A 19,701-nucleotide genomic window follows, 5' to 3' on the forward strand; every position below is an offset into this window, starting at 1 on the left:
ACGCGGTGGTGCGACCGCCCGGCGAAGCCGTGGACGGGAGGAAGAATGACGGAAATGGCGCGACTGCAGCAACGAGGCGTCCGGCTGCCCCGGACCGAACGCCGGGCTCAACTGCTTGCCGCCGCGCAACGCGTCTTCGCCGAAAACGGCTACCACGCCGCGGCCATGGACGAGATCGCCGAAGAGGCGGGCGTGAGCAAGCCCGTGCTGTACCAGCACTTCCCCGGCAAGCTCGACCTGTACATCGCGTTGCTGGAGAGCCACGTCGACGACCTGGTGGGCCGCGTCAAGGGCGCGCTCGACTCGACGACGGACAACCGCCAGCGCGTGCCGGCCACCGTCGGCGCTTTCTTCGACTTCGTGAACAACGACGCCGGTGCGTTCCGCATGGTCTTCGAAAGCGACCTGCGCGGTGAGCCGGCCGTGCAGGAGGCGGTGGACCGCGCGACTTCGGCGAGTGTCGAGGCCATCACGGAAACCATCACCTCCGACGCGGGTCTCGACGAGGACAAGGCGCGCCTGCTGGCCGTCGGCCTCGTCGGCATGTCGCAGGTCTCCGCGCGGTACTGGCTCCAGCACAGCCAGTCGATCAGCCGCGACGAAGCCGTGGCGCTCACGGCCAACCTGGCCTGGCGCGGCATCGGTGGCGGTTTCCCGCTCAAAGAGGGCTGAGGTGGCGCCGGTCGTCGTGGCCGTGCCCGGCACGCTCTGCAGCCCGGCGGTCTTCGCGCCGCTCGCGCACGCGTGGCGGGGGGTCGTGCACGCGGTCGACTGGATGACGGCGCCCGGGCCGTGGCGCGTCGAGGACGTGGCCGCGCGGATCGCGTCCCGCATCGACCGGCCGGTGCTGCTGGCCGGGCACTCGACGGGTGGCTGCATCGCGGCGCACCTCGCGGCGACGCGGCCCGAGCTCGTGGCCGGGCTGCTGCTGGCGAACACCGGCGCGCACATGCGCGGGCACGGCGACGTCGACCGGATCCTCACGACCATCGAGACGGCGTGGGGTCCGGACCTGCACGCGGCGGTGCTGGACCGCTCGTTCGCCTCGCCGGTGCCGGACGCGTTCCGCGCCGAGCTCCTCGCCTACGCCGCGCGCGTGCCGCAAGCCGCCGCGCTGGAGGTGCTGACGAGCCAGCGCGACCTCGACCTCACGCCGGAGCTCGCGGCGATCCGCTGTCCGGTGCGGGTGCTGCACGGCGTCCACGACCGCGCGCGGTCACCGGCGGACGCGCGGTACCTCGCCGACCACCTGCCGACGGCGGAACTGACCACAGTGGACACCGGGCACACGCCCGTGTGGGAGGACGTGCCGGCAACCGTCGCGGCGCTGGAATCCCTGGTCCCGCAGCGGCTTTCCTAGCGGACGGCCACCCGCAGCAGCGCGCCGATCCGCGCGGCGACCTCACCCGCGCGTTCCTGCGGCAGCATGTGGCCGGCGCCGGGATAGCGGACGAACTCGGCGTCGGGCAGCTCGTCGGCGATCACCTTCGCGTGCGGTAACGGGCAGAGCCGGTCCTTCTCCCCCGCCAGCACCACACCCGGCACGGTGCGCAAGGCCCGCAACGCGACGCGGCAGTCGTGCACCGAGATCGCGTCCTGGAACTCGCCGACCGAGGCCGGGTGCGCGCACAGCACCTGTTCGGCGACGCTGCGGACGTCGGCCGGCCGCGGTTTGTCGCCGAACACCAGCAACCGCGCGCCGGACCGCACCACCGCCGGGTTCAGCGGCAGCCGTTCGCCCTTGCGGTGGGCCAGCGCCTTCGCCAGCTTCCGCTCGAACCGCGCGGACATCGAGCCGGCGAGCCCGGGCAGGCCCAGCGTGATCCGGTCCATCTGCCCCGAAGACGTGGCCACGAACGCGACGCCCCGCACGCGGTCCTCCACCAGCTGCGGATGCCGTTCGGCGAGCGCCATGATCGTCATGCCGCCCATCGAATGTCCCGCCAGGACAACGGGTCCCGTGGGGACGCGGTCCGCGATGAGCTCGGCGAGGTCGTCCGCGAGGCGCGGGATCGTCGCCGTCCCCCGGCGAGCCGGCGACGATCCCCCGTGGCCGCGCAGGTCGTAGCGCACGACGCGCGGGCCGGGTCCGAGGTGCTCGAGCACGCCGTCCCACGTGCGGTGGTCCTGCGTCCAGCCGTGCACCAGCACGAGCGTCACCGGTGCTTCGGCGGGACCTTGTGCTTCCACGTGCAGGGCCGCGCCGTCGCCGGCGACGAACCGGTGCTCCCGCGAGGGGTTCTGGAGCCGTTCGAGCGTGGTCACTTGCCCTCCGGCAGCAGGAAGGACTTCTTCCAGAAGTACCGCCCCGGCAGCCCGACCAGACCGGATTCCTGCAGGAACGGCATGATCTTCTCCCCGGCCCACGCGATCGTCGCGCGCCAGTGCGGGTTGTTCAGCGCCGCTTCGACGCCGTCGCGCGGGCGGATGCCGACGGCCTTGTACACGTTGGGGTTGATGAACGCGCGCGTCACGAAGTACGAGATCAGCGCGATGATGAACTGCTGGTAGGCGATCTCGTGCTTGCCCAGCTTGGCCATCCCGCGCGTCACCTCTTCGCGCGCGAAGGTCACGTGGCGCGCTTCCTCGAGCACGTGGATGCGGTTGACCATGCGCACCAGCGGCTGCACGTTCTCGTTCACCATCTGCTCGCGCTGCAAGCGGTCCAGCACCTCCTCGGCCACCAGGATCGCGCCGTAGCGCGCGGGGCCGTAGGAGATGGCGGGCATGAGCTTCGCGGTCTGGCGCAGCGCCGGCACCGGACCGTAGGCGGGGCAGCCGATGCGCGCGGCCATGCGCGCGAACATCGTGGAGTGACGGCATTCGTCGGCGATCTCCGTGAGCGCGTACTGCGCGTGGGAGCTCGTCGGGTCCTCGTCGTAGACCTCCTTGAGCAGCATCTGCATCAGGAGGATCTCGAACCACAGGCCGGTCGTGGCGACGCTCGCGACCTCGTGCTTGCCGAGTTCGATGCGCTGCTCGGGCGTGAGCTCGTCCCACAGCTTCGTGCCGTAGAGCGACGAGCGCTCGGGGAGGATGTAGGTCTTGCCTTCGACGAGCGGCGCGTCCCAGTCGATGTCGACGTCGGGGTCGTAGAACTTGTTCGCCGAGGACTTGAGCAGCCGGTCGGCGGTCTTCTCCCGGTCGGTCTCCTTGAGCGTCCGCGTCATCGCTCGCCCCTTCCCGCACTTCGTCTTCCGCTGCAACCCTTAGCTGTTACTTGAGGTAACAGTTACCTCTGGTAGCATGACCGCCGTGATCGAACGTGTCAAGCGCTCCAGCAAGCAGTCCGGCAAGCAGGCCTCGGCGGAGGCCGCGACGGGTGACGCCCGGCGGGACCGGTGGCGCAAGCACCGCATCGCGCGGCGCGCGGAGTTCGTGGAGGCCGCGCTGCGGGCGCTCGACACGCACGGGCCGGACCTGGGCATGGAGGACGTCGCGGCGGAGGCCGGCGTCACGAAACCCGTGCTGTACCGGCACTTCGAGGACAAGGCCGACCTGTACGTGGCGCTGGGCCAGCGCGGCACGGAGATCCTGTTCGAGCGGCTGATCCCGGCGATCAACGCGGAGCTCGCGCCGGTGCCGCGGATCCGGATGGCGCTCAACGCGTTCTTCTCGGTGATCGAGGAGCACCCGAACCTGTACCGGCTGCTCGCGCGCGGGGGCCGGCACGAGAAGACGGTGGCGGACTCCGACGTCGTCGCGGAGGACAAGGAGGTCATCGCCACCGCGCTGACCGCCCTGCTCGGCGACTACATGCGGATGTTCTCCATGGATTCGGGTGCGGCGGAACCGTGGGCGCACGGGATCGTCGGCATGGTCCAGAGCACCGGCGAGTGGTGGCTCGACCGCCGCTCCATGAGCCGCGACTCCGTGGTCGAGTACCTCACGCAGATCATCTGGGCGGCCATCGACGGGCTGACGCGCCAGCACGGCGTGGTCATCGACCCGAACCTGCCGCTGGAGGAGAACAAGGTCGTGCAGCTCGGCCGCAGCAAAGCGGCCGAGTCCGACGCGGGCTGAGCTTCGCCGTACCCACCGTTTCGACCAGGGAGGACCTCTGATGAGCGAGCACGACGAAGACGGCTACGCGGGCCCCGCGACGATCGTCGTCGACGACGCGCAGCTGGCGGTGGAGGTCGACCTGCGCGGCTACTTCCAGCCCATCGACGGCTACTACCACTGGTGCGGCCGCGTCGCGGTGTCCCCGGAGCTGGCTTCGGCGGTCGGCGGGCGCAAGAAACCCTGCACGATCCGGGTGGGCGCGCTGACGGCCGCCGGTGAACTGTCCGATCCGGACCCGTGGGGCCGCTACCGGATCACGGGGACGTCGACCCCGCCGTTCTCCGTGCCGAAGACCCTGGAAGAGGTCGAAGCGGCGACGGCCTGAGTCCTGCGGGCGGCCCGATCGGGTGGCCGGAACGCGAAAGAGCCGCCCCGGGAATCCCCGGAGCGGCTCTTTTCGAGCGAGCAAGCGTCAGGCGCCGACGCCGAAGCCCACCTTGCGCACGTCCGACGGCGCGATTTCGACGTACGCGATCCGGTCGGCCGGGACGATGTACTTGCGGCCCTTGTCGTCGCTGAGGCGGAAGAGCCCGTCACCGGCGTTGAGGGCCTCGCTGACCAGTTTCTCCACCTCGTCGGCGGTCTGGCCGCTGGACACCACCAGCTCGCGCGGCGTGTCCTTGATGCCGATCTTGACCTCCACGTGGGACCTCCGCTGGAAATTCGTTGTGACTACGCCCGGCAAGGCTAACCGAAGCTCCGCGCTGCGGTGTCGCGCCACCGCGTGGTGAACCGGCACCTCAGCCGAGCCCGAGCGCCTGCATGCGCTTCGTGTGCCCCTGCTGCAACCGCCGGAACAGAGCACCGATTCCCGACAGGTCACCGGACCCCGCGACGATGAGTTCGGCCAGGCCATCGCGTTCCGCGACCACGTACTGGGCCTGCGTCAGTGCTTCGCCGAGCAGCCGGCGGCCCCACAGGGCGAGCTTGTCGCGCGTCTTCGGGTCGGCCTTGATGCCCGCGGCGACTTCGCGTTCGGCGAACGCGGAATGCCCCGTGTCGGCGAGGACGGTGAGCACCAGGTCCTTGGTCTCGGGGTCGAGCCAGCTCGCGATCTCGCGGTACAGGTCCGCGGCCAGCCCGTCGCCGACGTACGCCTTGACCAGGGATTCCAGCCACGACTTGGGCCGGGTGGAGGCGTGCCAGGCGTCGACCTGGGCGACGAAGGGACTCATCGCGTCGTCGATCGCCACGCCGTGGGCGGCCAGGTGGGCCGACAGCAGGTCGAAGTGACCGATCTCGGCCGCGGCCATCGACGCGAGCGCGGCGCGGCCGGCCAGCGTCGGCGCGCTGCGGGCGTCCTCGGCCATCCGGTCGAAGGCCGAGAGCTCGAGGTAGGCGATCACGCCGAGCAGGTCGACGACGCCTTCGGTGATCTCTTTCGGGTCGGTCACGGCGACGAGGGTATCGCCGAACCCGTGGTCGACGCCGTGAAGAGACCGATCCCACGCCACGCCGTCGTGCCCGGTAGTGTTGAAAAACTCCTGACCAGGTACACTGCGGGAGAGATCGATAAAGCTTCCGCACGCCGTCTGGCTGCGGGAACCAGGCGGGCGACCGGTGCCACCAGGGCTGCCGGGGTTCGCCGAAATTGTGCGTGCACGCCTCCAGCGGCATTCCCGGGAGGGCGGCTGCGGCGCCGAGTGAAATCCACGGTGCCCGCCAGATCCCCCGGTCGAGTGTCGAGTGACAACCGGCCTGTGCGCGCTGGTCACGAGAGAGGCGATCACCCTGACCGCAGAACAGTCCACAACCGAAGAAACCACCGCCGCAGTCGCGCTGGAGCACAGCGAAACCGGCCCGGCTGCGCTCGACACCTCGCACCCGCTCCAGGCGGGCGCACCGGTGACCGAGGAGTCACCGACCTTCGAATCGTTCGGCGTCAAGCCGGAGATCGTGAAGGCGCTGGCCGAGGCCGGCATCGAGCGGACGTTCGCCATCCAGGCGCTCACGCTGCCCCTGGCCATGGCGGGCGACGACCTGATCGGCCAGGCCCGCACCGGCATGGGCAAGACGCTGGGCTTCGGCGTCCCGCTCCTGCACCGGCTGCAGGTCCCCGGCGACGGCACCCCGCAGGTGCTGGTCGTCGTGCCGACGCGCGAGCTGTGCATCCAGGTCGCCAACGACCTGAAGGGCGCCGGCAAGCACCTCGGCATCCGCACGCTCGCCATCTACGGCGGGCGCCCGTACGAGCCGCAGATCGAGGCGCTGCGCAAGGGCGTCGACGTCGTCATCGGCACCCCGGGCCGCCTGCTCGACCTGGCCGAGCAGCAGCACCTCGTGCTGGGCAAGGTCCGCGGGCTCGTGCTCGACGAGGCCGACGAGATGCTCGACCTGGGCTTCCTGCCCGACATCGAGCGCATCCTGCGGATGGTGCCCGACGAGCGCCAGACCATGCTGTTCTCCGCGACGATGCCGGGCCCGATCATCACGCTGGCCCGCACGTTCCTGCGCCAGCCCACGCACATCCGCGCCGAGGAGAACGACGCCGGCGCCGTCCACGAGCGCACCACGCAGTTCGTCTACCGCGCGCACTCGATGGACAAGCCCGAGGTCATCGCCCGCATCCTGCAGGCCGAGGGCCGTGGGCTCACGATGATCTTCAGCCGCACCAAGCGCACCGCGCAGAAGGTGGCCGACGACCTGGTGGAGCGCGGCTTCGCGGCCGCCGCCGTGCACGGTGACCTGGGCCAGGGCGCCCGCGAGCAGGCGCTGCGCGCGTTCCGCTCGGGCAAGGTCGATGTGCTGGTGGCCACCGACGTCGCGGCCCGCGGCATCGACATCGACGACGTCACGCACGTCATCAACTACCAGTGCCCCGAGGACGAGAAGACCTACGTCCACCGCATCGGCCGCACCGGCCGCGCCGGCCGCACCGGGGTCGCGGTCACGCTCGTCGACTGGGACGAGGAGCCGCGCTGGAAGCTGATCTCCGACACGCTGGGTCTGGACAAGCCGGAGCCGGTGGAGACGTACTCGTCGTCGCCGCACCTGTTCAGCGACCTCGGCATCGCGGAGGGCACCACCGGCCGGCTGCCGCTCGCGAAGCGCACGCGCGCCGGGCTGGCCGCCGAGGAGGAAGAGGACCTGGGCGGCAAGCGCCGGGGCCGTCGCGGCTCCGCGCAGGAAGACGCGCCGCGCAAGCGTTCGCGGACCCCGCGCAAGCGCACCCGCGGTGGTGCGCGCTCGGCCGCCGCGATCGAGGCGGCCGACGCCGCTGCCGCCACCTCGTCCCCGTCCGAGTCCGCCCCGGCGGGCGAGGAGCAGCCGCGGTCGCGCTCGCGCCGCCGCACCCGTTCCGGCGCCGGTGGCGAGTCGACCGGCCCCGCCGGCGCGGCGTCGGCGACCGCGTCCGCACCGGGGGAATCCGGTGAAACGGGCGAGCGCCCCGCACGCCGGCGCCGTCGTCGCCGCCCCTCCGCGACGTCTGATACACCTGCGTCGGCAGACTGAGCGGACCAGCGGAGCCGACGGGCGGGAGTCAGGTACGTGAGCGACCACGAGGACAGCGCACGGCGTGACACACCGTCCGAATCGGACAACCGGGCCGAGGAGCTCGGAGTCACGTCGCGGCCGCTCGACGCCGAGGACCCCACCACGGGTTCCTCGGGCGGCGGCTCGCGCGCGGCCTCGGCCCGTGGTCCAGCCGAACCGGGCTCTCCCGGCGACGACGAACCGTCCGTCGCCGGGAGCTTTTCCGCGGAGCCCTCGACCGGCGCCGAAAGTCGAGCCGGCGGCGCTGCTCCGCGCTGGGCCGAAACCTCGCGCGAGGCTGAGCACCCGAGCGGCGCCGCGTCCGGCGCTGAGCACTCGACTCAGTCAGAAAGTCCAGCCGGCGGCGCTGCCCCGCGCTGGGCCGAAACCTCGCGCGAGGCTGAGCACCCGAGCGGCGCCGCGTCCGGCGCTGAGCACTCGACTCAGTCAGAAAGTTCAGCCGGCGGCGCTGCCCCGCGCTGGGCCGAAACCTCGCGCGAGGCTGAGCGCACGAGCGGCTCCGCGTCCGGCGCTGAGCACTCGACTCAGTCTGAAAGTTCAGCCGGCGGCGCTGCCCCGCGCTGGGCCGAAACCTCGCGCGTCGCTAGGCACCCAACAGGTGCCGGGGACGCGCCAGGCGACTCGACTGGTGCTGGTTCGGTCGGCGGTGTGGGCTCGCGTTGGGCCGAGACCTCGCGTGACGCCGAGCACCCGACCGGCGCTGAGCACTCGGCTGGCGCCGAAAGTTCGCCGCACGGCGCGGCGTCACGTTGGGCCGAGACCTCACGTGAGGCTGAGCGCACGACCGGTGCCGGGGACTGGTCCGGCACTGCGTCCGCGCAGGGGACCGAGTTCTCGCGTGAAGGTGCGGCCGGCGCTGAAGTCCCGCGCGCCGGTGAAGACGCGTATGGCGCTGAAGCCGTGCTGGCCTCGCCGGAGCCCGTGGCTGCGGCGGGGCACCGTGCGCCGCCTGTGCGGGTGCGGCGGTCGCCGTGGAACCGGGGGCGCGATCGGGTGATCGCCGCGGTGATCGCGGTGGTGGTTGTGGCCGTGGGTCTGGTCGTGGCGTTGACCAGTGACAACCTGCACACGAGCCGGGCGCTCGCCGATCCGCCGCCGGCGTTGCCGACGGCCCCGGCGGCCGTGCCGGGGGCGATGTCGCAGCTGTGGCAGGCGCCCAGCTCCGCGGCGCCCGTGCCGATCGGCGAGAGCGACACGGTGACGACGGCGGACGGCGGCGAGGTTGCGGGTCGCGATCCGCTGACCGGCAAGATCCGCTGGCACTACACGCGCAACAACCTGCAACTGTGCACTGTGGACACCGCGTGGGGCCGCGTGAACGCCGTGTACCACAAGTCGATGGGCTGCAGCGAAGTGACGCAGCTCGATCCGTCGACGGGCCACATCACGGCCCAGCGCAACGGCGACGCGGAGCTCGGCACGCAGCTCGTGAGCGACGGCGCCCACGTGACCACCACGGGCAAGCACCTGCTCGACACCTGGCGCGACGACCTGGTGAAGAGCATGGAGTACGGCAAGGTGCCGTTCATCGTCAACCCGAACAAGCAGCCGCGCACCGGCTGCACCTACGGCACGGTCGCGGCGGCCGCCGAGAAGGTCGGCGTCATCGAACGCTGTCCCGGCGACCCCCACGACCGGCTGACCGTGTACCGCGCCACGGCCGAACACGAGGACCAGCCGGTGGTCGTCTTCAGCACCGTGCTGGCCGGCTCGCGCGCCCGCGTCGTCGCCATGTCGGGCGACTTCACGGCCGTGCTGCTGCCCGACCAGAAACTCCTGGTCATCTACGGCCCGGACGGCTCGGAGAAGTCCGCGTACCCCATGGATCTCCCCGCGTCGGACCTCGCCGCCGACCCCGCGGGTGGCGCGGAGCAGACCAGCCGCACCGACAGCGCCGTCTACTGGTTCACGGGCACCAAGACGATCGCCCTCTCCCGCGACGACCTCACCCCCCGCTGGACCCTGTCCGGCACCCTGGGCCCCGGCATCACCTTCGCGCACCAACTCGTGGTGCCCATCAAGGGCGGCCTCGCGGTCCTCAACGAATCGAACGGCTCGACGATCCGCACAGTCGGCGTCGACCGGGGCGCCTACAACGGCGTGGTCCGCCTGACCGCGCTGGGCCCGGTACTGCTCGAACAACGCGGTCCGGTGGTCGCCGCGCTGCGCTGATCCGCCCTAGCGCAGGTGACGCTCGCTCCCCCGGCTCCGATCAGCCAGCCTCACCGACCCGGGGCGCTCGTCACGGCTCCACTGCCGTGTTGTCTTCACTCGGGCCACTGCTCGATCCACGCGCCGCGGCTGGCGCCGTGCGACCGCCCTCGAGAGATCCGCCCACCCGCGCAGCTGACTGATCCGAACCACGGCGGCGTAGGCCGCCACCCATCCGGAATCCTCGACCGCAACCGCCCCAGGCCACCCCAGCACCCTTTGCGCCGGGGCCCCACTCGCCGAACAGCCCCCGCCCTCCCGAGGGGGGCGTCCCCGATCCCATTCTACCGGCCACCACCGACAAAATTCGCCAAAGCCGCCGGTTGTCCACAGGCCGGGCCAGTTGTGGGCAAGGGGTGTTTCCGTTGGGGGAGAACAGCTTCCGCAGCGCGGGGAGTTCAGGATGTCAGGCAATCCGGCCGTTTCGACGACCGCGAGAGGTCAGGCGAGCCAGAACGCGGCCAGCACGACGATCGCCACGACCAGGACCCCGGTGCCGGCCATGCCGGCTGCGCGGCCGTAGCGCCGGTCGGCGAAGCGCTGCAGCAGGAGGGCGACGACGGCGGCCACGGGGTGGCCGATCAGCATCGGCAGGCCGGGGCCGGGGGCGTCCGTGGCGAGGCAGACGACCTCGACGCCCAAGACGCCGACGGCCAACACAGCCAAGCTCGCGGCCACCGACCCCGTGAACCCGCGCCACCACCGGCCCCGCGGTTTCTCCGGCGCGACCGCCTCCACCCGCTCCGGAGTGGCTACGGGGACCGGTTCAGTCGTGGCGGTTTCGAGCGGCCCGACGACGGCCGCTCCGCCGAGGGAAGCCGAGTCGCGAGCCGGAGCGGCCGGACTGGCTGAAGCAAGTCTCGGTGCATCGGAAGTCGGCCCGGCCTGCGGTGAAGCGGCCGGGACAGGCCCGCGCTCCGGCAAAGCCCCAGGTGCTGCGGACTCGGCTGCCTCTGGCTCAACGCCAGCACCCGGCACCGCGGCGGCGGTTCCCATCGCCACACCGCCGTCGACTCCGGGAACTCCACCCGCGACCGCGGTCCCCAACACCGGCGCAGCCTCAACTCCGCCAACCCCAACCTCCGCAGCCGCACCGAGCACCTCATCGACAACGGTTCCGGCAGCGTCGTCCGCGGGTGGGGCGGGCGGCGGGACGATCGCCAGTTCCTGGGTGTCGGGTGAGGCCACGTGGGATCCGTCCAATCGTCGTCGGGCGAAGGAGCCTGGGTCAGGGGGCGAGCAGGTCCCAGGGCTGGGCCGCGGGTGCGGCCTGCTGGCCCTCGGCGCAGCTCGGGCGGAAGTCGCACCAGGAGCAGCGGCGCTCGGGGCGGGCGGGGAACAGCGTGTCGCCGTCGGCGCCCGCGTCCAGGGTATCCGTCGCGAGGCGGAGGTCGGCGGCGGTCTCCTCCGCGCGTTCCAGGTGGCGGCGCAAGGAATCCGGCGTGTGCTCGGCCGCGGCCACCGTGCCCGTGGGCAGGTGGTGCAGCTCGACCTTGGTGCACGGCATGCGCAACGTCCGCGCCGACGCCACCGCGTACATCGCCAGCGCCTGCGACGCCCGCGCCTCGAACTCGTCCGGTTCCCGACGGCCCGTCTTGTAGTCCACGATCACGAGCTCACCACCGCGGCTGTCGATGCGGTCGGCGCGGCCTTCGATGATCAACGTCGGCGCGCCACCCGTGGTGCTGACCGGCGCGGAGACCCAGCGCTCGAGGCCGACCGGATCATCGGTCACGTCGTGGTCCTCGACGTACTCCCCGACCCAGCCCTTCGCTCGCGCCCGGTACCGCGCGGACTGCTCGGCGTCGGCGAACCCGGCGTCCTTCCAGTGCTCACCGACGAGCGCCATCGCGCGCTGCGGCGTGCGCTTCGCGGCCGGCAGGTCGAACAAGGCGCGCAACGCGTTGTGCACCACCGCGCCCAGCGTGCTGTGCGCCCACGGCCCGGTGCGCTGCGGCGTCGGCCGGTCGAGGTACGTCAAGCGGTAGCGACGCGGGCAGTCGTCGAAGTTGCTCAGCCGCGCCGGCGACACCTTGGTGAGCCGCTGCGGCTGCTCGGTTCCGAAGTCGAACCCCAGCTGTTCCTTCACGCAACCCCCGTTCGGTCCGGCGCCCACGCTACGCACCACCACCGACACTTTCCGGCTCGGGGCTCCTCTCAGAACGCTCCGGCGTGCCGCGCGCACCAGTCCGCGAACGTCCGCGGCGCCCGGCCCAGCAGCCGCTCGACGGTTTCGGTTCTGCGGCCCACGACGTCGGCCCGCATCCGCTCGAACCCCTCCACGAGAGCCGCCGCGAGCACGGGCGGCGCGCCGTGGGCGAACCGAGACCGCACGACCTCCTCCGGCGACTGCGCGGCCCGCACCACCAGCTCCCGCCCGAGCGCCGCCGCCAAGATCCCGACTTGATCCGCGACCGTCATCAGCTCGGCACCAGTCAGCTCGTACGCCGCCCCCTCGTGCCCGCCCGAAGTGAGGATCACGGCGGCGACTGCGGCGATGTCGGCGGTGTCGATCGGTGCGAACCGCCCCGGACCCACCGGGTCGAGCACCACTCCGGCACGCACCGATTCGCGCCACTCCAGAGCGTTGCTCATGAACCCGCCCGGCCGCAGGATCGTCCACGGGACGCCGGAGGCGCGCACGAGTTCCTCCCGCTCGTGGTGCCAGCGGCCCATCAACGGCATCGGATCGCCGAGCACGTTGTTCGACGACAGCAGCACCACCTGCCGGACCCCGGCCGCACGCGCGGCCGCGACCGCGTTCGCCACGTTGTCCGTCCCCAGCCCGGGCGTGAGCAGGAAGACTCGCTCGACGCCGTCGAACACGGGCGGCAGGGTCGACGGCTCCGCGAGATCGCCGACGGCCCGCTCGACCTGGCCGGGCAGGGCGGCGACGCGGGCGGCGTCGCGGCTCAGCGCGCGCACCTTCGCTCCCCGTGTGCTCAGCTCGGACACGAGGGCGCGCCCGATGTTCCCGGTGGCTCCGGTGATCAGTAACATGACTTCCCCAGTCGTTTGCCGTCTAATGACTCTTCGCAGAACGTTAGCCGGTTAATGATTAGCCGTCAACCGATCCTGGAGCTGTCGTGCCGGAGTACCTCGACCTGCACAGTCGTACGCACAAGGCGATCCGCGCTCTCTCCGACGCCGCCATGCGACGGCACGGCCTCCACGAGGGTCAGAACGTGCTGCTCGGAGCGCTCTGGACCACCGACGGCGCCACCCCCGGTGAGATCGCCGCGAGGCTGCACGTCACCACCCCCACCGTGGTCAAGATGGCGACGCGCATGGCCGCCGCGGGTCTGCTCACCCGCCGGCGCGACGAGAAGGACAACCGTCTCGTGCGGCTGTGGCTCACCGAGGCCGGGCGCGCGTTGCGCGAGCCCGTCGAAGCCGAGCGGCGCCACCTCGAAACCAAGCTGACCGCCGGCCTCACGTCCGCCGAGCGCAAGCACCTGATGGCGGCGTTGGCCAAGGTCCTCGCCGCCGCCGACGAGGAGCTCGGCCGGGCCTAACCGCCCGCGATGAAGCCCTTGACGGAGTTGGCCACGAGCTCCACGGCGATGGCCGCGAGCAAGAGACCGGCGATCTTCGCGACGAGCGTGATGCCGCTTTCCTTGATCAGCCGGATGACGACGCCGGAGAAGCGCATGCACGTGTAGATCACGAAGTGCACGGCCAGGATCGCCAGCCCCAGCGCGATGTACGCGCCGAGGTGCCCGTCGGCCTGGCGGACGAACACGATGGTCGCCGCGATGGCGCCCGGCCCGGCCAGCAGCGGGGTGCCGAGCGGCACGAGGGCGACGTTGACGTCGTCGGCCGCTTCGGGCTCGGCGCTGCCCTTGCCGGTGAGCAGCTGCAACGCGATGAGCAGGAGCAGCAGCCCGCCCGCGCCCTGCAGCGCGGGGATGCCGATGCCCAGGTACGCGAGGATCGCCTGCCCGGCCACGGCGAACAGCGTGATGACCAGCAGCGAAACCAGCACGGCCTGCCGCGCCGCCCGGACGCGCGTGGCCATCGGCTTGCGGCCGACCAGGCTGAGGAACACGGGCACCGTGCCCGGCGGGTCCATGATCACGATCAGCGTGATGGTGGCGCTGATGAACAGCTTGGCGTCGAAGTACTGCGCGATCCCCAACGTCAGCCCTTCACCACTTGGGAACCGGTGGCCCGGGAGATCAGCTCCTCCAGCTGGCCGGGTTCGGTGGTCTCCTGGCCGAGGCCGATGGTCTTGTTCGTGCCGTGGTAGTCGCTCGAACCCGTGCGGAGCAGGCCGAGCTCGTCGGCCAGCTCGCGGGTGCGCACGCGCGTGGCCGGCTCGTGGTTGGGGTGGTCGACCTCCACCCCGGTCAGCCCGCGGCGCGCGAGGTCGCGCAGGGTGTCCTCGCTGATCGTCGCGCCGCGACTGAAGGCGAACGGGTGCGCGATGACCGTGACACCGCCGGCCGCGACGATCATGTCGATCGCCTCCTCGACCGGCGTGTCGTGGCGTGGCACGTAGTAGCCGCGGCGGCTGCCGAGGTACTCGGCGAAGGCCTCGTCGACGCTCGACACCAGGCCGGCGCGCACGAGCGCCTGCGCGAGGTGCGGGCGGCCCGCGGGCGAATCGGCGGGCAGCAGGCCCATGATCTCGTCGGCGTCGACGGGGAGGCCGTCGGCGGCCATGCGGTCGGCCATCGCGCGCAGGCGGGTGCGGCGTTCGGCGCGCAGGCGCGTCTGCTCGGCGACGAGCGCGGGCGCCGCCGGGTCGAACAGGTACGCGAGCAGGTGCACGCTGATCCGCCAGCCCGTGTCCGGGTCGACGGACACCGTGGAGAGCTCGGCTCCCGGGACGAGGGTCAGCCCGGGCGGGACGGCCTCCGCCGCCGGGCCCCAGCCGGCGGTGGTGTCGTGGTCGGTGATCGCGACCACGTCGAGACCGGCCCGGACGGCAGCGTCAACCAGCCCGGAGGGGCTGTCGGTGCCGTCGGAGGCGGTGGAGTGGGCGTGCAGGTCGATGCGCATCGGGTCCATTGTCGACGATGCGCTGCGTCACAGCGATGCCGGTACCTGGCAAAACGCCCGCGGGTCAGCCGACGGGCTTCTTACCCCGCGCGGCGCGCTGCGCCTTGATCATGGAGAAGCGCTCGGCCTGCTTCTGCTTGTCGCCGAACACCAGCTCCGAGATCGTGTCGTAGAACTCCTCGGGCCGCGGCAGGTAGTCGATGCGGTTGAGCGCCTGGATCTGGCCAGCCGACTCGACGATCATCGTCCCGTAACCGAGCAGCCGGCCCCAGCCGGGCCGCTCGTAGGTGAGGTCGGTGACCTTCGTGATCGGCATCATCAGCACCTTCGTGGTGATGACGCCCTTCGTCAGCACGAACCGCTTGTCGGTGACGACCAGCCGTTCCACCCACCACTGGACCACCGCGTAGGCGAACCGCAGCACGACCAGCAGCGCGACGTACCAGAGGATGTTCTGCACCACCCACAACGAGGGCGGCAGCAGGTACGAGACGAGTACGCAGACGGCGAGGAGGGCCGCCGCTTCGAACGTGTCCCAGAGGAGCACTGCCCAGTGACGGCGGATCCTGATGACCCGCCGCTCGGTGTCGAGGAGGTACTCGTCGGGGTCGCGTGGCGCGAACATGTCTCGAGGCTATCCCCCTGTCAGCCGTTGAAGACGTTGCTGACGAACGAGACCACCGATTCGGCCGAGCTACGGAGGAACTCGACGATGTTGCCGACGAGACCAGCGGCCTGGTTCGGCTGGGCGATCACGAAGAACAGCACCAACGCGATACCCACGAGACCCGCAAGCTTCTTCGCGTTCACAGCGATCAATCCCGTCTCTAAACGTGGCACCGGAAAACTGACTTTCTACGTTGTACCGCACCAACCACCCCTGCGGCGGGAAAGTCCCGCGCATGGGTCAGCAGGCGGTCCGAAGTGTACCGTATGGCTACTCTCCGTGTACAGCGTGACGGTTTGGGGATGACGAGCGTGGACTCCCGGGTGCCCTGCGTGGGCGGCATCGTGTTCGACGACCAGGGCAGACTGCTGCTCATCCAGCGCGGCCACGACCCCGGCCGCGGGCTGTGGTCCCTCCCCGGAGGCCGCGTGGAACCGGGCGAAACGGACTTTCAGGCGGTCGTTCGGGAACTTCACGAGGAAACCGGCCTCGACGTGACTCCGCACACATTCGTCGGCGCCGTCTCCCGCGGGGTTTACGACATCCGGGACTACACCTGCACAGTCACCGGCGGCACCCTCACGGCCGGCGACGACGCGGCCGACGCCCGCTGGGTCGACTCGGCCGAACTGGTGGCGCTCGAGTCCTCGGGACAGTTGGCGGATCGACTCTACGTAACACTGCGTGACTGGGACGCTTTACCGCGGGCGTGAATCGAATAACTCGAATTTGCGGATAAGGCGCACTCGCGCGCACCCGGCTTCGATGTTGGTTAATGGCGTTGTCCCGTTGCCCGCCGACGTGAGCACGGGAAATGCCGGGTTGAGCGATTTCTTATCAACAACTGTGCATGCGAACGTGCAGCCGTATTCGGCTGGGCCGGGATGGACAGGTGTGACCAATGGGGTGAGTGTGACGTGTGTGACAGAGCGTGGGTGCGATCCGGTGGCCGGCGCGCTCGGCGGGCCTGTCCACAGGGTGGCCGAGTTGTGGACAAGTGGGGGCTTGTGGCGGCTCGACCAGTGGTTTTGTCGGGGGTGGTGGATATGCTGGACGTGGGACGCCCCCCGTGGGAGGGCGGGGGTCTGCCTGGCCGGGGTCTGCCTGGCCGGGGTCTGCCTGGCCGGGGTCTGCCTGGCCGGGGTCTGCCTGCCCGCGCTCTGCCTGCCCGCGCTCTGCCTGCCCGCGCTCTGCCTGCCCGCGCTCTGCCTGCCCGCGCTCTGCCTGCCCGCGCTCTGCCTGGCCGGGTGCAGGTGCGAGCCGTGTGTGGTCCTTGGTGATGTCGGCGTGGCCTGCGGTGCGGAGCGCGCTGGAGGCGAGATCGCGTGCAAGCCGCCGGTGGCTTGGTGCGCGGGGTGGGTCGCCGGTGGGGCGATCCGGCGGACCGCGGTGCGATTGACCTCGATGTGCCCGTGGTCGCGGGCGTAGTGGCCAACGTGGGCCGGATACCAACATGATCAACAAGAGCCGTGCCCGGTCCGCACCAGGCCGCAAAACTCTGACGGAACGCTGTCTCGCGAGTGTGGGGCGCCCTGCCCTTGCTCAGCCTGCCATTGCTCAGCCTGGCCGGGCTCTGCCAGGCGGCAAAGGTCCGGGAAGCCCGCCCAGGCTCGCCCAGCCGGTCAGGAAGGCAGCCACGTCATGCGCTGCCCGTGGGGCGTCGTGCGGGCCAGGACGCGGGCGGTGGGGGCGCCGGAGGACCACGTGACCAGGCCGAGCACGCTCGTGTCCGAGGAGCCCGGGGCGGGGGCGTCGGCGAGGTCGGTGCGGTCCGGGAGGATGACCTTGAGCCCGGCGGCGTAGAAGCCCACCGTGACCCACCACAGCGGGCGCGTGGCGGCCAAGGCGCCGAGGGCGTCGACGAACTCCGCGCGGCGGTCGCCGAAGTAGGCGAGGGCGTGGCTGGTCAGGACGACCAGCGGGAGGTCTTCGGGCAGCGTCGCGGCGGCTGAGGCGAGGTCGTCGACGCCGTCGCCCGCGATGAGGTTCGGGACGTGCTTGCGCTGTTCCGCGGCGGCCGTGCGCAGGAGGCGGATGCGGTCCGGCTGGTCGGCCCAGACGCAGGCCTCCAGCCACGCCAGTGCTTCCTCGTCGGCGAGGTCCACGGGGGCGCGGTCGAGGCCGGCGCGCGCCGCCACGGAGACCTTCTTCGGCAGCTTCGGCAGCACGGCGCCGGGAGCCAGGTCGAGGGCGCAGTGCAGGCCGACGGCGGCCTTGGCGGGGCCCGCGACGAGCTGCTCGCCGCCGTCGCACTGGTAGCGGTAGGAGAAGCGGTCGAGCCCGAGGAGCAGGCCCGCGCTGCAGCCGACCTCCAGCAGGGCGATCTTGCCGCCCGCTTCCTTCGCGGCCGCGGCGACGGCGGGGTAGACCAGCGACGCGCGGCGGACCTCGTTGGTCTGGGTGTAGCGCGACCCGATGATCGCCCGGGCCTTGTCCGCGCGCTCCAGCAGGAACTGCCTGAACAGGGGCCACGTCTCGGCGTCCACGCCGTCGAAACCGCCCAGCGACGGGTAGTAGCGCGAGAGCGGGTGGATGGGGTCGGCCTGGATGAGGCGGTGCGCGGTGGCCATCAGCAGGGGGCCGCGGGCCTCGCCGCCGCGCGCGTCGGTCAGCAGGCCCGCCACGTCGTCGTCCTCGGCCGCCTGCGTGGCGAGGTGGTCGTACAACGGCGAGACGTCGCGACACTCGACCTCGGCGAACCTGCGCAGCCGCTGCTTGATCTCTTCCAGGGCGATGGCCACCCGCACTCCTCCTCGCACGAACCACCGGCCGGGTAACGCCGCCCGAGCCACTTGCGACACTCACCGGTGGTGAGGAGTACCCTCGACCATTGGTGTTCGTGCGTCAACGCGAGCCCCGTCTCACGATCGCGCCGGCCCGAAGGAGGTGAGGAACGCCTTATGAGTAGTGGCGATAGTCCGCTCCCTAGTAGTCCCAGCGTTCCCGCTTCGCCGGCCGGCCGAATCCCCTCCTGGTAGCCGGCGAGCCGAGAACGCCGGTGATGCCGGACGGACGCTGAAGTCCGCCTGGCCGTCGTTTTCGTGTTCCACGACGCCAGCCCAGGAGATCCCATGCCTGCCATCCCTTCGCTCGGAGGCCTTCGCGGTCGCGGCGGCAGCCGCACCAAGCCGTCGGTCGAGCGGCCGATCCCGGTGCCCTTGTCGGCGTACGTCGTCGACTGCGCGGTGTACGTCGACGGCAAGCGCCTGCCCGGCCGCTGGACGCACTCCGACGCCATCAAGGAGGTCCGGAAGCGGCACGCCGGGTTCGTGTGGATCGGGCTCCACGAGCCGGACGCCGAGCAGATCCAGGGCGTGGCGGAGACGTTCGGCCTGCACGAGCTGGCGGTCGAGGACGCGCTGGAGGCGCACCAGCGGCCCAAGCTGGAGCGCTACGACGACACGCTCTTCCTGGTGCTCAAGACCGTCCGCTACGTCGAGCACGAGTCGCCGACCACGGCCAACGAGATCGTCGAGACCGGCGAGCTCATGGTGTTCCTCGGCCGCGACTTCGTGATCACCGTGCGCCACGGCAACCACTCCGGGCTGGCCCGGCTGCGCCGCGACATGGACGACGACCCCGAGCGCCTGAGCCTGGGCCCGGCCGCCGTCGTGCACGCGATCGCCGACCACGTCGTGGACCACTACCTCGAGGTCACCAGCCGCATCGAATCCGACATCGACGAGATCGAGGCGCAGGTGTTCGCGCCGCGGTCGCTGGTGAGCGCCGAGCAGATCTACCTCATGAAGCGGGAAGTGCTCGAGCTGCGCCGCGCCGTGCTCCCGCTGGCCACGCCCGTCTCGCGGCTCGCCGAGGGCTACACCCGGCTGGTGCCCGACGAGGTCCGCTCCTACTTCCGCGACGTCGCCGACCACCTCGTGACCGTGTCCGAGCGCGTGGCCGCGTTCGACGAACTGCTGAGCACCCTGGTCGACGCCACCGTCGCCAAGATCTCGCTGCAGCAGAACACCGACATGCGCAAGATCACCGCGTGGGCGGCGATCATCACCGTGCCCACCATGGGCGCGGGGATCTACGGCATGAACTTCGACTACATGCCCGAGCTGCACTGGAAGTTCGGGTACCCGATCGCGGTCACCGTGATCTTCGCGATCTGCCTGCTCCTGTACCGAATATTCCGGAAGAACGGCTGGCTCTAGCCGCTTCGAGGTCCCCCTTTCTCCCTCCGGAACCCGTACAGGAGTACTCCCATGCCCCGTCTGCTGACCAACCTCAAGTTCTGGGCCCTGACGCTCGGG

At 71.2% G+C, this 19,701-nt stretch carries 21 protein-coding genes; 9 read left to right on the forward strand and 12 right to left on the reverse strand.

The annotated features are described in order from the left end of the window. The first annotated feature begins 45 nt into the window (after positions 1–45). Positions 46–672: a TetR/AcrR family transcriptional regulator gene (locus ACIA77_RS34810; protein ID WP_204091360.1), complete on the forward strand. Its 627-nt coding sequence runs from the start codon at positions 46–48 to the stop codon at positions 670–672. Between the two features lies 1 nt (position 673). Then, positions 674–1,360: an alpha/beta fold hydrolase gene (locus tag ACIA77_RS34815; protein WP_395890297.1), complete on the forward strand. Its 687-nt coding sequence runs from the start codon at positions 674–676 to the stop codon at positions 1,358–1,360. Here ACIA77_RS34815 and ACIA77_RS34820 read toward each other — a convergent pair. Continuing rightward, the gene (locus ACIA77_RS34820) at positions 1,357–2,265 is read right to left on the reverse strand and encodes an alpha/beta fold hydrolase (protein ID WP_395890298.1); all 909 of its coding nucleotides are present in this window, start codon (positions 2,263–2,265) and stop codon (positions 1,357–1,359) included. The two genes, ACIA77_RS34815 and ACIA77_RS34820, sit on opposite strands and share 4 nt — an antisense overlap. Further along, complete coding sequence (locus ACIA77_RS34825; protein WP_395890299.1) at positions 2,262–3,170, reverse strand: diiron oxygenase; 909 nt, start codon at positions 3,168–3,170, stop codon at positions 2,262–2,264. The genes ACIA77_RS34820 and ACIA77_RS34825 overlap by 4 nt, the downstream gene beginning before the upstream one ends. Positions 3,171–3,246: 76 nt before the next feature. On the opposite strand from ACIA77_RS34825, the gene ACIA77_RS34830 reads away from it, so the two are divergent. Together ACIA77_RS34830 and ACIA77_RS34835 are read left to right on the forward strand one after the other, a co-directional pair. After that, positions 3,247–4,023 carry a TetR/AcrR family transcriptional regulator gene (locus ACIA77_RS34830; RefSeq protein ID WP_395890300.1) on the forward strand — a complete coding sequence of 259 codons (777 nt, stop codon included), beginning with the start codon at positions 3,247–3,249 and terminating at the stop codon, positions 4,021–4,023. 40 nt (positions 4,024–4,063) lie between these two features. Continuing rightward, complete coding sequence (locus ACIA77_RS34835; protein WP_395890301.1) at positions 4,064–4,390, forward strand: DUF4873 domain-containing protein; 327 nt, start codon at positions 4,064–4,066, stop codon at positions 4,388–4,390. Positions 4,391–4,477: 87 nt separating this feature from the next. On the opposite strand, the gene ACIA77_RS34840 is transcribed toward ACIA77_RS34835, so the two are convergent. After that, positions 4,478–4,708 carry a DUF3107 domain-containing protein gene (locus tag ACIA77_RS34840; RefSeq protein ID WP_395890302.1) on the reverse strand — a complete coding sequence of 77 codons (231 nt, stop codon included), beginning with the start codon at positions 4,706–4,708 and terminating at the stop codon, positions 4,478–4,480. A gap of 97 nt (positions 4,709–4,805) precedes the next feature. Further along, positions 4,806–5,459, reverse strand: a complete 654-nt coding sequence (locus ACIA77_RS34845; protein WP_395890303.1) for a ferritin-like fold-containing protein — start codon at positions 5,457–5,459, stop codon at positions 4,806–4,808. Between the two features lie 292 nt (positions 5,460–5,751). Here ACIA77_RS34845 and ACIA77_RS34850 point away from each other — a divergent pair, with 292 nt between their 5' ends. Then, positions 5,752–7,518 (forward strand): DEAD/DEAH box helicase, encoded by a 1,767-nt coding sequence (locus ACIA77_RS34850; RefSeq protein WP_395890304.1) that lies wholly within the window; start codon positions 5,752–5,754, stop codon positions 7,516–7,518. A gap of 942 nt (positions 7,519–8,460) precedes the next feature. Next, positions 8,461–9,732 (forward strand): hypothetical protein, encoded by a 1,272-nt coding sequence (locus ACIA77_RS34855; RefSeq protein ID WP_395890305.1) that lies wholly within the window; start codon positions 8,461–8,463, stop codon positions 9,730–9,732. Between the two features lie 480 nt (positions 9,733–10,212). Here the strand turns inward: ACIA77_RS34855 and ACIA77_RS34860 are convergent, their stop codons facing one another. From ACIA77_RS34860 to ACIA77_RS34870, 3 genes are all read right to left on the reverse strand, one after another. Continuing rightward, positions 10,213–10,428, reverse strand: a complete 216-nt coding sequence (locus ACIA77_RS34860; RefSeq protein ID WP_395890306.1) for a hypothetical protein — start codon at positions 10,426–10,428, stop codon at positions 10,213–10,215. A gap of 571 nt (positions 10,429–10,999) precedes the next feature. Continuing rightward, positions 11,000–11,860 (reverse strand): RecB family exonuclease, encoded by an 861-nt coding sequence (locus ACIA77_RS34865; protein ID WP_395890307.1) that lies wholly within the window; start codon positions 11,858–11,860, stop codon positions 11,000–11,002. Between the two features lie 68 nt (positions 11,861–11,928). Next, positions 11,929–12,771: an NAD(P)H-binding protein gene (locus ACIA77_RS34870; RefSeq protein ID WP_395890308.1), complete on the reverse strand. Its 843-nt coding sequence runs from the start codon at positions 12,769–12,771 to the stop codon at positions 11,929–11,931. 86 nt (positions 12,772–12,857) lie between these two features. Between ACIA77_RS34870 and ACIA77_RS34875 the strand changes: the two genes are divergently transcribed. Continuing rightward, a complete protein-coding gene (locus ACIA77_RS34875; protein ID WP_395890309.1) occupies positions 12,858–13,286 on the forward strand; it encodes a MarR family winged helix-turn-helix transcriptional regulator in 429 nt (142 codons plus the stop codon). On the opposite strand, the gene ACIA77_RS34880 is transcribed toward ACIA77_RS34875, so the two are convergent. The 4 genes from ACIA77_RS34880 to ACIA77_RS34895 form a co-directional block, all read right to left on the reverse strand. Then, complete coding sequence (locus ACIA77_RS34880) at positions 13,283–13,909, reverse strand: MarC family protein (RefSeq protein ID WP_395890310.1); 627 nt, start codon at positions 13,907–13,909, stop codon at positions 13,283–13,285. The genes ACIA77_RS34875 and ACIA77_RS34880 overlap by 4 nt on opposite strands. Before the next feature lie 2 nt (positions 13,910–13,911). Continuing rightward, positions 13,912–14,775, reverse strand: coding sequence for a PHP domain-containing protein (locus ACIA77_RS34885; RefSeq protein WP_395890311.1), 864 nt, complete (start codon positions 14,773–14,775; stop codon positions 13,912–13,914). Positions 14,776–14,839: 64 nt separating this feature from the next. Next, positions 14,840–15,400 carry a PH domain-containing protein gene (locus tag ACIA77_RS34890; RefSeq protein WP_204091373.1) on the reverse strand — a complete coding sequence of 187 codons (561 nt, stop codon included), beginning with the start codon at positions 15,398–15,400 and terminating at the stop codon, positions 14,840–14,842. Between the two features lie 20 nt (positions 15,401–15,420). Next, on the reverse strand, positions 15,421–15,585 hold the full coding sequence (locus ACIA77_RS34895; RefSeq protein ID WP_204091374.1) for a hypothetical protein: 165 nt from the start codon (positions 15,583–15,585) through the stop codon (positions 15,421–15,423). Positions 15,586–15,744: 159 nt separating this feature from the next. Here ACIA77_RS34895 and ACIA77_RS34900 point away from each other — a divergent pair, with 159 nt between their 5' ends. Then, complete coding sequence (locus ACIA77_RS34900) at positions 15,745–16,155, forward strand: NUDIX hydrolase (protein ID WP_395890312.1); 411 nt, start codon at positions 15,745–15,747, stop codon at positions 16,153–16,155. 909 nt (positions 16,156–17,064) lie between these two features. Here ACIA77_RS34900 and ACIA77_RS34905 read toward each other — a convergent pair. Next, a complete protein-coding gene (locus tag ACIA77_RS34905) occupies positions 17,065–18,183 on the reverse strand; it encodes a DUF2332 domain-containing protein (RefSeq protein ID WP_395890313.1) in 1,119 nt (372 codons plus the stop codon). Between the two features lie 330 nt (positions 18,184–18,513). On the opposite strand from ACIA77_RS34905, the gene corA reads away from it, so the two are divergent. Continuing rightward, the gene (gene corA / locus ACIA77_RS34910) at positions 18,514–19,602 is read left to right on the forward strand and encodes a magnesium/cobalt transporter CorA (RefSeq protein WP_395890314.1); all 1,089 of its coding nucleotides are present in this window, start codon (positions 18,514–18,516) and stop codon (positions 19,600–19,602) included. Positions 19,603–19,701 lie beyond the last annotated feature (99 nt).

Source organism: Amycolatopsis sp. NPDC051903, from assembly GCF_044452505.1.
In the GTDB taxonomy this organism is placed as follows: domain Bacteria; phylum Actinomycetota; class Actinomycetes; order Mycobacteriales; family Pseudonocardiaceae; genus Amycolatopsis.

Excerpts from the sequence above, each read along its gene's own strand:
- ACIA77_RS34810 (WP_204091360.1), top strand. The coding sequence starts at position 46 with ATGACGGAAATGGCGCGACTGCAGCAACGAGGCGTCCGGCTGCCCCGG.
- ACIA77_RS34825 (WP_395890299.1), bottom strand. The coding sequence starts at position 3,170 with ATGACGCGGACGCTCAAGGAGACCGACCGGGAGAAGACCGCCGACCGG.
- ACIA77_RS34830 (WP_395890300.1), top strand. The coding sequence starts at position 3,247 with ATGACCGCCGTGATCGAACGTGTCAAGCGCTCCAGCAAGCAGTCCGGC.
- ACIA77_RS34835 (WP_395890301.1), top strand. The coding sequence starts at position 4,064 with ATGAGCGAGCACGACGAAGACGGCTACGCGGGCCCCGCGACGATCGTC.
- ACIA77_RS34870 (WP_395890308.1), bottom strand. The coding sequence starts at position 12,771 with ATGTTACTGATCACCGGAGCCACCGGGAACATCGGGCGCGCCCTCGTG.
- ACIA77_RS34885 (WP_395890311.1), bottom strand. The coding sequence starts at position 14,775 with ATGCGCATCGACCTGCACGCCCACTCCACCGCCTCCGACGGCACCGAC.
- ACIA77_RS34890 (WP_204091373.1), bottom strand. The coding sequence starts at position 15,400 with ATGTTCGCGCCACGCGACCCCGACGAGTACCTCCTCGACACCGAGCGG.
- ACIA77_RS34900 (WP_395890312.1), top strand. The coding sequence starts at position 15,745 with ATGACGAGCGTGGACTCCCGGGTGCCCTGCGTGGGCGGCATCGTGTTC.
- corA (WP_395890314.1), top strand. The coding sequence starts at position 18,514 with ATGCCTGCCATCCCTTCGCTCGGAGGCCTTCGCGGTCGCGGCGGCAGC.